At 46.9% G+C, this 16,472-nt stretch carries 11 protein-coding genes; 4 read left to right on the forward strand and 7 right to left on the reverse strand.

Annotation, left to right across the window (positions count from 1 at the left end):
• Positions 1-56 precede the first annotated feature (56 nt).
• Positions 57-1,205, forward strand: a complete 1,149-nt coding sequence (locus tag DC345_RS06280) for a sensor histidine kinase (RefSeq protein WP_113052378.1) — start codon at positions 57-59, stop codon at positions 1,203-1,205.
• Entirely contained in the window at positions 1,202-1,801 is a 600-nt protein-coding gene (locus DC345_RS06285) for a response regulator transcription factor (RefSeq protein ID WP_090896853.1), read from the forward strand. The genes DC345_RS06280 and DC345_RS06285 overlap by 4 nt, the downstream gene beginning before the upstream one ends.
• Positions 1,802-1,945: 144 nt before the next feature.
• Here DC345_RS06285 and DC345_RS06290 read toward each other — a convergent pair whose 3' ends face one another.
• From DC345_RS06290 to DC345_RS06300, 3 genes are all read right to left on the reverse strand, one after another.
• The gene (locus tag DC345_RS06290) at positions 1,946-2,854 is read right to left on the reverse strand and encodes a hypothetical protein (protein WP_113052379.1); all 909 of its coding nucleotides are present in this window, start codon (positions 2,852-2,854) and stop codon (positions 1,946-1,948) included.
• Between the two features lie 60 nt (positions 2,855-2,914).
• Positions 2,915-3,655 carry a polysaccharide deacetylase family protein gene (locus tag DC345_RS06295; RefSeq protein ID WP_076291010.1) on the reverse strand — a complete coding sequence of 247 codons (741 nt, stop codon included), beginning with the start codon at positions 3,653-3,655 and terminating at the stop codon, positions 2,915-2,917.
• A 397-nt stretch (positions 3,656-4,052) separates the two neighbouring features.
• Entirely contained in the window at positions 4,053-4,556 is a 504-nt protein-coding gene (locus DC345_RS06300) for a ferritin (protein WP_076291009.1), read from the reverse strand.
• A gap of 173 nt (positions 4,557-4,729) precedes the next feature.
• Here DC345_RS06300 and DC345_RS06305 point away from each other — a divergent pair, with 173 nt between their 5' ends.
• Positions 4,730-5,992, forward strand: a complete 1,263-nt coding sequence (locus DC345_RS06305; RefSeq protein WP_113052380.1) for an amino acid permease — start codon at positions 4,730-4,732, stop codon at positions 5,990-5,992.
• Positions 5,993-6,044: 52 nt separating this feature from the next.
• Here the strand turns inward: DC345_RS06305 and DC345_RS06310 are convergent, their stop codons facing one another.
• The 4 genes from DC345_RS06310 to DC345_RS06325 all read right to left on the reverse strand — a co-directional run bounded on the left by DC345_RS06310 (position 6,045) and on the right by DC345_RS06325 (position 15,132).
• Complete coding sequence (locus DC345_RS06310) at positions 6,045-6,164, reverse strand: hypothetical protein (RefSeq protein ID WP_024631887.1); 120 nt, start codon at positions 6,162-6,164, stop codon at positions 6,045-6,047.
• Positions 6,165-6,285: 121 nt separating this feature from the next.
• The gene (locus DC345_RS06315) at positions 6,286-6,543 is read right to left on the reverse strand and encodes a YolD-like family protein (RefSeq protein ID WP_076291006.1); all 258 of its coding nucleotides are present in this window, start codon (positions 6,541-6,543) and stop codon (positions 6,286-6,288) included.
• A 163-nt stretch (positions 6,544-6,706) separates the two neighbouring features.
• Positions 6,707-8,401 carry a DUF11 domain-containing protein gene (locus DC345_RS06320; protein ID WP_113052381.1) on the reverse strand — a complete coding sequence of 565 codons (1,695 nt, stop codon included), beginning with the start codon at positions 8,399-8,401 and terminating at the stop codon, positions 6,707-6,709.
• A complete protein-coding gene (locus DC345_RS06325) occupies positions 8,398-15,132 on the reverse strand; it encodes a DUF7507 domain-containing protein (protein ID WP_258530573.1) in 6,735 nt (2,244 codons plus the stop codon). Before DC345_RS06325 ends, DC345_RS06320 begins: the two co-directional genes overlap by 4 nt.
• 206 nt (positions 15,133-15,338) lie before the next feature.
• Here DC345_RS06325 and DC345_RS06330 point away from each other — a divergent pair, with 206 nt between their 5' ends.
• On the forward strand, positions 15,339-16,457 hold the full coding sequence (locus DC345_RS06330; protein WP_113052382.1) for a GGDEF domain-containing protein: 1,119 nt from the start codon (positions 15,339-15,341) through the stop codon (positions 16,455-16,457).
• Positions 16,458-16,472: the final 15 nt, after the last annotated feature.

A 16,472-nucleotide genomic window follows, 5' to 3' on the forward strand; every position in this document is an offset into this window, starting at 1 on the left:
CGTGCTACAGTCAGGCTAAGTTTGAGTACAATGCAAGTCCGAGGAGGAGAATTTTCATTCAAAAGTGGATGCAGCTCTTTTATAAAAATACAGGTTTAAATCCTTATGTATGGCTCGTCTTTTTTATCCTTCCCTTCTATTATATTTCACAATATTCCAAATTGTGGCCCATGGTTGCGGGGATTTTCATCATTCTGTTCTTCTTTGTTTGTTATCTGCTTGCCTTCATCACAAAGGGCTGGCAGGTCTATATGTGGATTGGATTGTTGATCGCCATATCGATAACGATGACCATCGCTTATGATTATGCCTATTTCTCATTGTTTCTTGCTTTTTTTATTGGGAATATTAAAAATAAAGCCGGTTTCTTCACCCTCTATTCGGTGAACTTGGCAGCCAGTTTTCTAACCATTAATTATAGTTTCATCAAACAGAGCACCCTGCTACTCAGTCAGTTCCCGTTTGTATTCATTAGTTTGATGGCATCCATTCTGCTTCCGATCAGTACGTATAACAAAAATAAGCGTGAACAGCTGGAAGGCCAACTGGAGAATGCAAACAAAAGGCTGGATGATCTTGTAAAAATGGAAGAACGGCAGCGTATTGCACGTGATCTGCACGATACCCTTGGACAGAAGCTCTCTCTCATCGGTCTGAAAACCGATCTGGCGAAGCGTCTGCTCCGCATAAATCCAGATCAGGCCGAGATTGAACTGAACGATCTGAGACAGACAGCGAGTACGGCACTAAAGGAAGTTCGGGAAATGGTAACGACCATGCGTGGAACACAACTGGTGGATGAGCTGTTCCGTGCTGAACAGATTTTGAAGGCCGCTTCCATTGAATTTGTACTGGAGGGCAATCCGAAGTTGCAGGATACGTCACAGTTAAATGAAAATGTGCTCGGCATGTGCCTGAAAGAAGCCGTGACAAATGTTGTCAAACACAGTCAAGCAGCGGTATGCACCATTCGGATCCAGGAAACACTGGCCGATAATATACTAACGGTTCAGGATAACGGAGTCGGAATCGAGCGTACCCGCAAGCAAGAACGGCGCGGTACCGGAATCTTGGGAATGAAAGAACGACTTGAATTTGTGAACGGTTGTTTGGATATTCGTTCCGGAGCAGACATGGAAGGTACAGGCATTGTCATCCATGTTCCCAAGCTGGTCCGCAAACCGATAAAGGAGGTTGAACAATGATTAGGATCGTAATCGCCGAAGACCAGCGTATGATGCTGGGCGCCTTGTCTTCCCTACTCAATCTGGAAGAGGATATGGAAGTGGTAGGTCGTGCAAGCAATGGACAGGAAGCTCTTGCTCTGGTCAGGGAGCTTACACCAGACATCTGTCTGATGGACATTGAAATGCCCGTCAAAAGTGGCCTGGAGGCCGCTGAGGAACTTAAAGGCCTGAACTGTAAAGTCATTATTTTGACAACCTTTGCCCGGACCGGATATTTCGAGCGTGCTTTGAAAGGCGGTGTACGCGGTTATCTGTTAAAAGATAGCCCGATCGAGGAACTTGCCGAAGCAATCCGTCAGGTCATGAATGGAAGACGTATTTTTGCCCCCGACCTGGTGGACGAGGCTTATGTTCAGGAGAACCCGCTGACCGAACGTGAAAATGCCGTTCTCGGCCTGATGGCGGACGGTAAAAATACAAAGGAAATAGCCGGACATTTATTTATTACAACCGGTACCGTGCGAAATTACATCTCTATTATACTCAACAAGTTAAACGCAAGTAACCGCATTGAAGCTATCACCCGTTCCAAAGAAAAAGGGTGGTTTAAATGAAAGTACCGCTTTAACCCAATGAAACATAAATAAGCAAGGTGCACCTTCCCATCGGTGCACCTTGCTTTTATAAGGATAGGCTGGACTGGAGCACTCACTCCAACCCAGCCTATTCCCCCTTTGAAACCTTATTTCCGGGCCATGTTACTTTACAGAAACAACCATGCCCAAAGCTTCCAGTGGCACCTGTTCGGTCTGGAGCTGATGAATCTGCTTGCCATCTTGCCAGGAGATCGTTACATTGACGCTTTTACCACCGCTTGGGTACTCCACGTTTACGAATCCTTTATCCTTTGGTGCAGGAAGTGTATGGGACTCCAAATATTCCACCATTCTCTTCGCAATTCCCGGATTATTCATGTTATCTTCGGAAACGGATCGAATTTGAAGCGTCCATCTGCCTTCTGTCCAAGTCAGATATTGACTGCCCGCCGCACCTTCGGTCATCCCCTTGATACCATGTCCCAGATCCACTGTCATATCCTTAGGAAAGTCTTTCAAGTCTGTCTCAGGGAAAATATCGGTACTGTTCGGATCTTTGTACGTCTTCACTTCATAGGATGCCAGAACAGGCACCTTGCTGCCAGAGGCCGTCAACGAAGCATCATTCACCGCAACAGGCTGGTCAGTGGAATAATAGTTAATGTGGAACGCATCTGAAGTATTCGATGTGATCGATGCAGTCAGATGTTTTCCCTTTTCCAGGGAAAATGAAGTAGGTAATGAAGCGTTCTTCATCTTCAGCTGACTGCGAATGTCCATAATGACATCGTTCCCACTTTGCTGGGTTTGACCGTCACTGCCCGTTTCCGAATTCGATGTCCCGCTTCCTGCAGAACCTTTGGTCCCCGTTGTTCCTGTAGTATCTGTTCCGCTATCTTTCGTTCCATTGGAGAAATCGGCTCCTCCACTGCCTGACTGAGCCTGTTCGCCAGCCGCGGGGGACGTGTTGTCCGCTGATGATGGTTTGGTATCCTGACCACCACACCCCGCAAGAGCAAGCAGCACGGCTGTTGTCACAGGAATCGTCATCCATAGTTTAGGTTTACTCATGTTGTTGTCCTCCTTGAAGCCGTTATTGGAATCAGCTTACATTGTTGTCTAGCTTGAATTTTAACGTTTGTCATTCCAGAAATTCACGGGCTGTACTTTCTTGGTCAGCACTTCAAACTGGTAACCTTCTGCTTTCAGTGTTTTTAACACTTGAGGAAGAACTTTCAATGTCGCTTCCTGATCATGCATCAGGACCACTGGGGTGGTTCCGCTCTTTTGCACATTATGGATCTGCTTCATCACACTGTTGTACACTTTTTGGTGATCTTTCTTGTATTTCCAATCCTCGGAATCAACATTCCAATCCCACAGATGAAATCCACCCTGACCCAGTAGAACATTGCGATATGCCGGTTTGAGATACGGTTTGCTACCGTACGGAGTACGGACAAGACTGGTTTTGACGCCTGCCACTTTATTCAAGCTTTCATTGGCCTGCTGCATTTCTTTCAAGCCACTGTATGCGGATTTATAAAATTTACCGGGAACATGCGTTACGCCATGCAAACCCAGTCCATGTCCGTCTGCAACAATACGCTTAGTAGCCTTTTGAAACTTCTCCATCTGAGGTCCAAGCATGAAGAATGTCGCCTTGGCATTGTACTGATCTAGGATATCCAGTAATTGTCCCGTGTGGGCGGTCGGCCCATCATCGAAAGTTAGATATATGATCTTGGAGCTCGCTTTATTTCCAGCATGTTTGGATGCGGATGATGCAGCTGAAGCCGACTGCGGCAAAAGCAATGGAATGATCAATAGAATAGCAAGTGCGGTGATGAACGTTTTACGAATATGTAGCATAATTAAAAGTCTCCCTTATGTCTTGTATTTCCCCGGGTGTCTATGTTTCTCTCATTGCAGCCCTTGGCGATAATCCTAATACTATCAAAAAGAGTGCGTCCCATTCTCGCTTCAAATGCTACGTTCGAGTTACACTTTTGTCAGATTACCCAAAAAAATAAAACGAATTTGATAGATTTGCTCGAAAAAGAACATCCGTCGGGATAGATCAATGTTGACATATATTCTATTAACCCAAATTGTGGTTTCTGATAGATTCATTTATGGAATTTATATGAAGCAAGCGATGAAGATTAAAATGGTATAACAAAAAAGCCTGCTCGAGAGCAGACTTTTCATATGTAGATCGATTTTCTTGTCGTTCGAATCAATCCTGGTTGCTTTGCTTAGTCCCCTCTTACTCCGCAGGAGCTGTAAACGAACGTTTACCAAATTCGGCGTCCAGCATGTAGAAAGCATTGCTGTCTTTTTCGATGCGGCGCAACTTCTGGATGATATTATCAAACAGAGCTTCCTCTTCGACTTGCTCATCGATGAACCATTTCAGGAAATACATCGTGGCATGTTCACGCTCATTCAGAGCAATATCTGCCAGATTGTAGAATTTTTTCGTGTTTTGCTGCTCGTGTGCATATCCGTGTTCAAACACATCCAGCATCGAGGAATATTCATTCTTCGGCTCAGGCAATGCAGCAAGCGTAGCGCGTTGTCCGCGGTCATTCAGGAATTTGTATATTTTCATCGCATGGAACCGTTCTTCCTCAGCCTGTACGATGAAGAAGTTGGCAAATCCGTCCAAGCTTTCGCCAGAACAGTATGCGGCCATCGCCTGATATACGTGAGCCGAATAAAATTCGAAGTTCATCTGTTCGTTTAAAGCTTCTGTCAACTCTTTACTCATTAGGGTACACCTCATTCTTTCTCTAGGGATGGTTTTATTTTATCATAACGTCTGCACGACTTACATCGAATTTTCTACAAAATTCGCCAATGACTGAATGCATCTCTTCCTATATAATTACATAGTTCTCGCTCTAAAATCATTTTATTCTGGAAGGCAGGCCTTTTTATTTCATGAACACATCTTCTTCTCAGCTCAAAAAAACCATAGGCATGCCGCAAGCTGTTGCGCTTTATATAAGTGCAGTTCTCGGTTCAGGTGTCCTGATTGTACCCGGACTTGCTGCCGAACTGGCAGGGCCTGCTTCACTTCTCGCCTGGGGAGGCATGGTGCTGCTGATTCTCCCGCTTGCCCTGTCCATGGGATTACTCTCAGCCCGTTACCCGGACGCAGGCGGTGTATCCCATTTCGTTACCCTCGCTTTCGGACAACGGGCAGGAGCCTTAGTCGGCTGGTTCTTTCTAATGTCCGTTCCCATTGGTGCTCCCGTGGCTGCCCTTACAGGTGCAGGCTACATGACAGCTGCGCTGGGACTCGGGGAAGGATATAGAACAGCGATTGCCGCTATCATGCTGGCGGCTGGACTGATCATTAACATTGTGGGCATGCAAGTCGCAGGAAAGGTACAGATTGGCGTTGTGCTGGCGATTATTATTGTGCTCGTTATGGCATTTGTATTTGCTATTCCGAATATGGAATCCATACATTTCACACCATTTATGCCAAGTGGTTGGGTCAGCGTGGGGCAGGCTGGAGCCATTCTATTCTGGTGTTTTATCGGTTGGGAAGCTGTATCTCACCTATCTGAAGAATTTACTGATCCACGCAAAGCAGCTATTAAAGGCGTAACCATTGCAGCCATTATTGTAGGGGTGCTCTATTTCCTGACTGCACTGGCGACAGTCGGAACTCAAAGCTATCTACATGGCGGAGCAGATGTCTCTCTCGTATGGATCATTAGTCAGGCTCTCGGTTCCTGGGGTGGATTACTTGCTGGGCTGACTGGCATATTCATTTGCACCGCTACAGTCATTGCGTATGCTGGTGCCGCATCCCGTGTCGCCTATGCACTGGCAAGACAAGGAGCTGCCCCACAATGGATGTCCCGCTTATCCAGTCGGTACCATACACCAATTGCTGCCATCGGCTTCCTGGCCATCTGCTTCACTCTCGTGTTAGGCATATACGGATCAGGTCTGGTGTCACTCACGACTCTTATTCAGTTGCCTAATGCAACGTTTATTCTCACCTATCTTGGCGGATGCGCAGCCGGAATACGATTACTCAAAGGCAGTCGTATTGGTGTAACAATCAGTTGGATTTCCTTTGTGGCGACAGCTATTGTGTTCCCATTTGCTGGATGGGCCGTTCTCTACCCAGTGGTGATCGTTGTTCTCTACGGATTGCTCAACCGTAAACGACAACACAAAATATAAACAAAAAAGCTCTGCCACAATGGCAGAGCTTCCTTTATTCATCTGGAATAAATCATACCAGGAATGCTTTGGAGATGATAACCAACAGGATAAACAGAACCAGAATGGCACCTACAGAAGTAAAACCTCCGTATCCGTAGCCTCTTGCTTCTCCACCTAATACTTCGCTCATTGACCGTACCTCCTCTGCAACAGGTATGGGTTATCTTATGCAGGGAGAACAGATTTGACAGGGCTGATGCCCTGTTTCAGATCCTGTTTATCATTTTTTCGATTCAATACGTAGTTTCAATTTAATACCGTGGAGAATCAATACGCATAATATCCAGGAACGGCACTTTCGCCGTAAATTCTTCCTCTGTATACTCAACATGCACTAGCCGAGTACGTGAGTCCAACTTCACAATGACCCCATGAACCTGATCTTCCTTGCCCCATACGGTCAGCAACACTTCCGAACGTTCATGAAATGCCTCGACCAGTTGGTTCCCCAGCTCTTCCAGTTCAAACTCGTCCCGGGTAGGTCTTTTTGCAACTTTTGCTTTTGCCAATGTAGCGGCCTCCTCTATAGCTAATCCGACGTCCCGAATCCACGGGTTATTTGCCGAGGTCATATTTAATTAGTATACCATTCATTCACGTTCGTGTAATGTCATGACTCCATAGTGAAGCAAAAAAATAACTTCATTTACAGGAAAAAGCTATTGTTTTCCATCATTCATCGCCATCTTCAACAATAATGGTGTATACATTCGAAATGGACTGTCCTGAATGTCTCTGACCGTTCCACTCGTAGGTATACATCGCAGTTACGGAGCCCTGCTGGATTCCCAGTTGTTCAGTGGAGGATATTTGTGCAACGTAAGTAATCCATTTCTCCGCTCCAGGTTCCAATTCACCCAAATGTAAATATCTTGGTGAAGAATACCCTGAAAAGATCGCTCGATCCCGTACTTCTGCTTCCCCAATCCATTTGGCACCTGGAGGGAGTACATCAGCCAATTGCACCCGTGCGGGCCAAGAACCTGTGTTGGTCACATGTACATGAAAGGTTACATTTCCTCCCCTTTCGATCAAGTCAGGCTTCACTTCCACATAAACCGAGATGATGGGAAACTTCAACTGGATTACAGCCGAGTTGGAGGAAATTATTCTTTGCACAGAACGAGAATCTGATAAGCGAAATGTATAGAGCAGGCGAGCCTTATTCATCAGTTCGAAGACGGCAGGTACACCCTGCTCCTGTTCTGTGAGGCTCACTTCAAATTGGATATTAACCACGGATCGTGCAGTCAACGTTCCCAGATTGATGCCTTTGACTGGATTTGTTCCTAGCCGTTTCACACCATTCCACCCGAGGCTCCCCTCAACATATCTCATGCCTGGCGGAAGAAAATCCGTCACGATAGCATCTACTGCAAAAGAACCTTCATTGTGTACCGTTATTTGGTATTGAACGGTATCCCCAGGAGTAGCGGTAGATGGATTCACATTTTTCGCAATCGAAATCCGAGGTTGGATGACTTGCAAAGTTGCTACGTTCGAGTATACATTCTCCAACGTGTCACCTGAAACGTACTCTAGGGATGCCTGAATTGTTAAATTCTCAGCTATGCTTCCTCCCGTGACCTGTACTCGAAATTGAATTGGAACAGATTCTTCGGGCAGTACATCACCTATCATAATTCCGGAGTCAGGTGTCGTCTCGGGAACAAAAATTTCATTCACAATGACACTTCCCGGAAGAAATTCAATACCTTTAGGTAACGGAATCGTTACCCTGGCATCGTTTCCTATTATAAAACCCGGGTTACTCACCAAAAGGTTGTAAGTGACAATATCTCCGACAAAAGTTTGCACACGATCTGCATTCAAAACCAACGACAGACTTGACGAGACCAGGTTTACTTCTACCACGTTGGATTTCTCTTCTCCCTCAACCGTTCGGCCTTCAGGCGTCACAAACTTATAACGTATCTTCGCTTGATTCACCAGTTTCAAGGTATGGGGAAGACCGACGATGATCACCTGAAAATGAATTCGCAATATCGCTCCAGGTACAACTTCCTGTGCAGGAATCCCTCCCTCCGGTGATACTCCCGGCAGCGGAGCTCCATCCAGGAGTACACTGTTGGGGAGAAGTGAAGTGTCCGAAGAGAATGAATCCAATACATGGACCATAGCAGCACAATTCCCCGAATTCACAATTTCAATCAGATAGGTTAGTGTCTGCCCCAGAGCAGCCTCAGCAACGTTACAAAACTTGTGGACCTCCAGCCTGGGGCCGATCCATGGTGTAACTACCGTATTAGAATAGGCCACCTGTTCCAGTTCAGTCGCACCCGAGCTGAATCGAACCAGTGACTGATTCTGTAGCGTGTGGGACAACGGACCGGAAGATTGGCTCATATTACCACAACCCCCACTCTGAATGTAACGGTAATTGAAGCACCGGCGGCAATTGAACCGAGCGTTATCCCTGTATTCGGATTTCCGGTAGGCCTTGCCACGCCATCCACCGTAACACTTCCCGCCACAAATACGGTGCCTGTTGGTACAGGATCTACCATAACCACGTTATTGACTACCTCAATGCCACTATTGGTTACCACAACTGTATAGGTGATCACATCGCCAACAACAGCATCAACTGCACTTGTGCTTTTGACAACAACGACATTTGGTGCAGATACAGGAATCACCAGAACGTTGGAGGATACCGTGCCCGTCAACTGACGTCCATCCGGCGGACTAAAGGTATAACTGGCTACCGCCTGATTGACCAACTGCTGATTCTGTGGCAATGAATCTACAGTAACTTCCAGAGTCACCGTTACATTAACGGACCCTCCTGGAGGTATCGAGCCAACAACAATCCCTGATTCCGGATTCGCCCCAGGCTGTGGAACACCATCAATCAGGACGCTGTTGGGAAGTAATACTGCCCCATTTGGAATGTTATCCGTAAGTGTCAAAGTAGCTGCTAAATTTCCACTGTTCGAAATGGAAAAAGAATAGGTAATGATGTCACCGACGGTCGCATTGGACGTACTCGCTGTTTTGGTTACTGCAATGATCGGCTGATAAATTGGCGTTACCACGGTATTCGAATAGGCCGCTCCCGAGAACACACCCGATGTGAAACTTACCGATGACTGACTGCTCACTTGTGGTGGTGAAGGCAGTGTATTGACCCGAACTGCATACGATACGGATACAGATGCTCCAGGTGCCAAGGAACCAAGCGCTATACCCAGTGTGGGGTTAGCTGAGAGGCGCGGAACGCCGTCAACCAGGACACTGCCAGTTACAAAGGTAACAGACGAACTAATTGGATCGGTTAAGACAACATTGTTGACAGGATCAATTCCATTATTGGTTACGACCATCTCATATAAAATCGTATCGCCCACTACAGCATCAATTACCGGTGTCGTCTTGACGACACTGACATTCGGAGCAGACACCTGAATATTGAGAGAATTGGACGAAAGACTGCCTCCCAGTGTTCTTCCATCCGGCAGCGTGTAGGAATAGGTTGCTGAAGCCTGATTGATTATGGCCTGGCTTAAAGGGAGGGTGATGATTATGACCGAGAACATGACTACAGTTGTTGTGGAGATTACACCCAGTGGAATCCCTGAAGCTGGGTCCGCTCCTGGTGCTGAAGCTCCATTAATAATGACACTATTCGGCACAAGTTCTGTTCCTGCCGGAATGGTATCGGTTAACGTGACAGATGCCCCAAAGTTCCCTGCATTGGTGATGGTGATGCTGTACACGACGGTATCCCCTACCGTTGCTATAGCCCGGTCTCCTGTTTTGACTGCCGACAGAATCGGTTGATATACCGGGGTAGTGACCGTATTGGAAAATGTGGTAGCTGAAAAAACACCTGATGTAAAGCTCACCGTAGACTGATTGTTTAATACTGCACTGGATGGAAGTGCTGTAACCTGCACACTAAACACAACGGTCACGGTAACTCCAGGCGCGATGGAACCAAGCGTTATTCCGGTTGAAGGATTGACACCCGGTCGAGAAACACCATCAATAAACACACTATTTGCTGTAAGTACAGTACTTGCCGGCAATGCATCCGTGAAGACCACATTGCTGACAGTCGCTATTCCATTATTAGTTACTGCAATGCTGTACGTTACGACATCACCAACAGATACAGACGTAGATGTCGTAGATTTCACTACATCGACATCGGGAGCCGACACCGAAATGGTAAGTATATTAGACAAAACTGAACCCGTGATATTGCGTCCGTCAGGTAGCGTGAAGGAAAGAGCAACCGAAGCCTGATTCACCAGCTGTTGCGGGGTCGGCAAAGTATCAATAACTACGGAAAAGGTAACTGTTGTTGTTGCCCCAGCAGCAACAGTGCCTGCCGGAATGCCTGTTGCAGGATTGGCTGCAGGTAATGGCTGACCATTTACAATCACACTATTCGGAACAAGAATGGTTCCTGCAGGGATATTGTCCGTTAGGTTAATCTGGGCACCATAGTTCCCTTGATTGTTGACAGTAATCGTGTAACTGACGGTATCCCCAACGGTAGCATTTTGTGTGCTCGCCGTTTTTTGCGCTGACAGAATGGGCTGAAATACCGGTGTAACCACAGTATTGGAGAACGTTGTGCTTGAGAATGCCCCAGAGGTAAAACTGACCGTGGATCGATTGCTTAATTGACCGCTTGGTGGAATCGCATTGACATTGATACTGAAAGTGACAGTAGCGGACGTTCCCGGAGCGAGCGTACCTAGAGATATTCCCCCTGCTGGATTGGAAGCGGGCTGTACTACCCCATTTATAGTGACACTGCCTGCAACAAAAGAGGCCCCCGTAGGGATTGGATCAGAAAACTGAATATTGTTTACCGGTTCTATTCCGCTGTTTGTTACCAAAATGGAGTAAGTAACTGTATCCCCTACGGCAGCCGCAGTCGAAACTGTACTTTTAACCACGGCAACGTTTGGTGAGGAGACTGGAAATGTCAGTGTGTTAGAAGTGGCTGTTCCTGTTAACGTTCGTCCATCAGGGGGTGTGAATGTATAAGATGACGTCGCAAAGTTGCTAAGTTGCTGCGGAGACGGAAGTGAGTCCACTACAACGGCGAACGTGACAACAGCTGTTGCTCCCGCTGCCACAATACCTACCGGAATCCCCGTTCCGGGAGTTGCTCCAGGCTGTGGTACCCCAGATACCACAAGGCTGTTGGGTACAAAAGTCGTAACTGCAGGAATTATATCCGTCACCGTCACGTTTGCCCCCAGATTGCCTGTGTTACTGACAGTTACCGTGTATACAACCGTGTCACCTACTGTTGCATTTACTGTATTCGCTGCTTTGACGAGTGAAATTTGCGGTTGTATGACCGGAGTCTGTGTTGTATTGGACGATGATGACCCCGAAAATGAACCGGATGTGAAGCTGACCGTCGACTGATTGTTAATCTGTGAAGGGTTCGGCATGGTAATCGTCACCTCAAAAGTTACGGTAACCTGAGCTCCTGGAGCCAGAGTACCGAGTGGAATGCCGGCGGTCGGATTGGAGAGCGGGAATGAAGTCCCGTTCACAATGACGCTTCCGGGTACAAATGGGGTATTCGAAGGAAGAGGATTGACATAGATCATATTGTTAACCGCTACAGTCCCGTTGTTCCGGATAACAGATGTGTATCGTATGACATCCCCCACTACGCCATAGGCAGCATTGCTGCTGTCTACAACGGTTACATTCGGCAGAGAAACGGGAATTGTGACTGTATTTGATGACGAAAAACCGGCAATCGTTCTTCCACTCGGAAGAGTGTAGGAGTATGATGTAACCGCCTGGTTAGCCAACTGCCTTGAACTAGGCAAACTCGTGACCGTTGCAACAAAGGTGACCGTTGCATTTGAGCCAGCCGCAATCGAACCCAAATTAATGCCGGTTGCCGGGTTTACACCTGGTGTAGGCACACCATTGATAATGACACTGTTTGTGCTGAATACAGCTCCCGCAGGAATTGGATCTGTCAAGGTAACCGTCGCGGCAATATTGCCTGAATTGTTGACCTGAATGGAGTAATTAAAAGAATCTCCTACCGTCAAATTCGAGGTACTAGCTGTTTTTGTTACTTGGATCACTGGTTGATATATGGGGGTATTCACCGTGACAGACGAAGAAACGCCATTAAAACTGCCTGACGTAAATGCTGCACTTGCCCGGTTGCTGACTGAACCTGTGGACGGAACGGATGTCACTCTTGTTTGATAGGTCACCGTAACGCTGCTCGAGCTGTTTAATGCACCCACAGCAATGCCCGAAAGTGGACTTGCATTCCTTGCAGCAGTTCCATTAATAGTGACACTGCCGGAGACGAATTCCGAACCGGTTGGCGTATCAGAGATCACCAGATTTTGTACCGCACTGCTCCCTGCATTTGTTGCAACAACCGTATAGGTAAGTACATCCCCTACGGTGGCATCCAGCGTACTTACTGTTTTGCTAATTAATATATTGGGGCTTGATGCAGGTATACGAACGACATTGGACAAACTGCTTCCTGAGAGATTTCGTCCACTCGGAAGCTGGTATGTGTAACTAGTGGCCCCCTGATTTTCTAGCGTTGGCGGTGATGGGAGTGTAGTGAGTGAAGTTCGGAACACAATCGTTGATGTCGCTCCTGGCAGCAGACTCCCCAACGTTATTCCGGTTAATGGACTGGCCCCAGGACGCGCAGTACCATTCACAGTTACCGAATCCGGAATAAACGTCAGGCCTGATGGTATCGTATCGGTTACATTTACTTGAGTTGCTATGGTTCCGTTGTTCGTTACCACAAGTGTGTATGAAATCTGATCTCCTAGTGTCGCATTGGTTTCGCTCGCCAACTTGTTAACGCCGATTGCCGCCTGGTATACAGGGGTTGTAATGGAATTGGAGTTGGAAATGCCCGTGAACGCACCTGAACTATAGGAGACGGAAGCAAGATTCGCAAGCGAACCCGTAGAAGGCAACGATTGAACACTTACCTGGAAAGTCACTGTTGCAGAACTTCCTGTAGTAAGTGTTCCAATGGAGATTCCACTACCTGGATTCGCTCCTGCTACAGCTGTTCCACTTACAGTTACACTTCCTGGGACAAATGCAGACCCTGCGGGGACAGCATCTGTGAGAATCACGTTGTTAATCGGCTGAATGCCACCGTTCGTGGTCACTACGGTGTAGGTAAATGTCTCCCCTACAGCCACATCGCTAACCGAGGCCGATTTTACCGCAGTTACATTGGGTAATGTCACCGGAATTGTCACAATATTCGATGTGGTTGTACCAGTAATGGTCCGTCCGTCAGGTGAGTTGAACGAATAGGAAGCGGTCGCCTGGTCCACAAGAGTTGGTGGTGTAGGCAAGCTTGTTACGAGTACCTGGAAGGTTACGGTATTTGTACTTCCTGCCGCAAGACTCCCCAAATTAACGCCAGTCGCAGGATTAGCACCTGCAATAACATTACCATTCAGGCGGAAGCTGCCCGCTACGTACGAGCTGCCACTTGGGATGTTATCTGTCAATGTAACGACCGCCGCGATATTCCCTCGGTTGTTCACCTGAAGCGTATACGTTACCGTGTCTCCCACCGTGGCGTTGGCTGTACTCGCCGATTTCACAATCGACAGGTTTGGTGAATATACAGGAAGTGTGGAACTGTTGGAGGGGATTACTCCTGAGATGGTCGGACCATCGGCCACACTTTGAAAAGTAAAAGCTGCATTGGCTGAATTCACCAATTGCAATATGCTTGCGTCCTGGCCAATGAGCGCACGATAGGTTACAACGATACTGTTGGATAGGTTTAATGAACCAAGTGGAATTCCGGCGGTCACATCGAGTGTTGGGCGGGACACACCAGCGACCGTTACACTCCCTGGTATGAAGGTGAGACCTACAGGCAATGAATCAGATAGAACAACGCTGGCTGCACTGGCTGTACCTGCATTGCTGACTGTAACGGTATAGAGAATGCTATCCCCTGCTACCGCACCAGAGGCAACGGATGCCTTGGCCACTGTAATTTTTGGTGCGTTGATATCAACCTGAATGGCATTGCCGTTAACGATATAGGCATCACCTGATGTGGTTAACGTCAACACGGCTGAAGACTGATTATTAATCAGTCTGGCAGACACATCCACATTGGTTATATCCCAGCCTTGACGTCCGCCGGAAATGTTGGTGCCCGGTGCTCCATTGATCTGGTTCCGTGTTCCGAACGTCCCCGTTGTATTGAGAGCTCCCGTATCTCCGTTAATTTGGGAAGCAAAAAAATTGGCAGCCAGGTTGTTGGGCCCCGACAAGGCAACCGAAGTAGCCGACGTTGGCCCGAACAACGCCTGATCCCCAGTCCGGTTCGCGTCTCCCTCCTGCGCACTGAACAGCGCTCTTCCCCCGAGCGTGCCAGAGATCGGAGTCGCAAATCCGGTCAATGTGGTAACCACCGGTGCGGAAGTTGATTGGACAAGCACTCCGCCTGCCCTCAGTGACATGTTTCGGAACGGCAAGTTCGGATTTTGATATATGACTCCAAGCGTCCAGCCTGCATGATTGGCCGTGGCATCATTCGTAATGACAATTGTCCCTACAACTGCTCCAGTGATATATGTACCGGCTCCTCCACTTTGGACAAGCGACGTAACATTGGCAGAACGTACATAACCTGAAGCACCATTTCCAAAATCAAATTGATTGTATGTCGCCGGGTCAGGAGTAACGCTGGATGTCCCTGCAGGGGTGATAAACGTGACAGGGTTGTTGATGGCTGAGCTCAGATTCACGGTTCCATTAATATAACTTCCGCCCCAGATCAATTCTGCATATAAAACTGTACTCCCCGCAGGAAGAACCAATATGGCAGCTGAGCTGTTACTCTGGTACAAACTTGTCGTACCTGCTGGATATGTCCCATAAGTCAAGGCGGTATTGGTCGTTGTGAATGCCCCAATACTGTCCTGTGTTCCGGGTACCCCTGCCGTATCAGAACGACTCAAACCGAGTGTATTGCCTGTAAACGTAATTGCTCCCGTTGCATTGACGGTTGAACGAACGACAAGAGGAATAGAGATCACCTCCTTCATCATAATTACAGCCATATAGATTGGAGCCTTAATACACAGTCTATGAGCCTAATTCAGATTTTTGTTTGTCCTCTATAAGAACTTTATGCGCTTTGCACTTATGTAAGCTTTGTTTTAATAATACAAATTAAATGATTTGCGTTTCGTGCAATGTGTTTTATAATTAAAGCATACGAGAGCAATGTCTGTCGTATCATTATGATGCAGTCAGCGGTGATATATTGAAGAGTCCTAACTTACATAGCAACCATATCCCAACCGAGTACGAATTCAAGCATTCCAAATGGATCAAAAAAATGCTTCGCGCTTACTGGGTCGTCGTTTTAACGCATGTTGTCATTCAAATAGGCTGCTTTCTGTTTCTCGATTATGATCGAACTCCAGAAGATTTCATGATCTATGTTTTATTTTGGCCTACATTAGCCAGCTCTTTAGCTATTCTAATCGCCAGTTGGGTAGAACACCGGTTCAGTTCATTTTCCTTCTATTCCATGTCCATGGCCAGCACAGTCATTGCCTGGACTATCATTCATGTCAATTATGATATTCGGATCATCCTTGCCATTTGTCTGTTGCCGATCTTCGCTTCGGTTCTGTTCTTTAGCAAGAAAAAAGTATGGACGGTATGCCTCATGCAGATGATTGGTTATGTCATCGTACTCTGCGATCCAGACTATCGGCTGTACTTATCTTCGTTTGACATGGTTTCCATTCCGGCTTTTCTCATTGTAGGTACATATGTCGCACAGTTAATTGTTACAAGCGGCGTCGAGGTACTGGATGATCTCCAGGCCAGTATGCTTGCCAAGCAGGATCTAATCGTGCGAAATGCAATAATGACCAAGCAGTCCAAAACAGACGGATTAACCAATCTGTATAATCAAAGCTCCTTTAAGGACTACTATGAAAAAGCGTTTGAATATGCCAATAATGGCATGAGTCTACATTTAGCTCTAATTGATATTGATAACTTCAAGTCAATAAATGATACATATGGGCATCGGGTGGGAGACGCCATTCTGGAGAGAGTCTCTCAGGTCATTCAGGAGAACATTACATCAAGCGATATTGCAGCACGTTATGGTGGAGAAGAATTTGCACTGTTAATGTTTGAGCAACCTTTCGAGCAGGCATATGCCTTGGTGGAGCAGATCCGCAAGAAGATCGCCCGTCATGTTCATTTGGAGCTTGAAGGCGCTTATATTACGGTAAGTGTCGGGCTCAAAAGCTACAGTGCCCATCTGTCCAAAGACAAGTTGTTTGAGGAAGTGGATGCGTGTCTCTATGCGGCCAAACGAACCGGAAAAAATAAAACGATGACGTCCCTTGATCTGGTCTAGTACTCCATATAAAAT

The sequence above is a fragment of the Paenibacillus taichungensis genome (genome assembly GCF_003287275.1).
In the GTDB taxonomy this organism is placed as follows: Bacteria; Bacillota; Bacilli; order Paenibacillales; family Paenibacillaceae; genus Paenibacillus; species Paenibacillus taichungensis_A.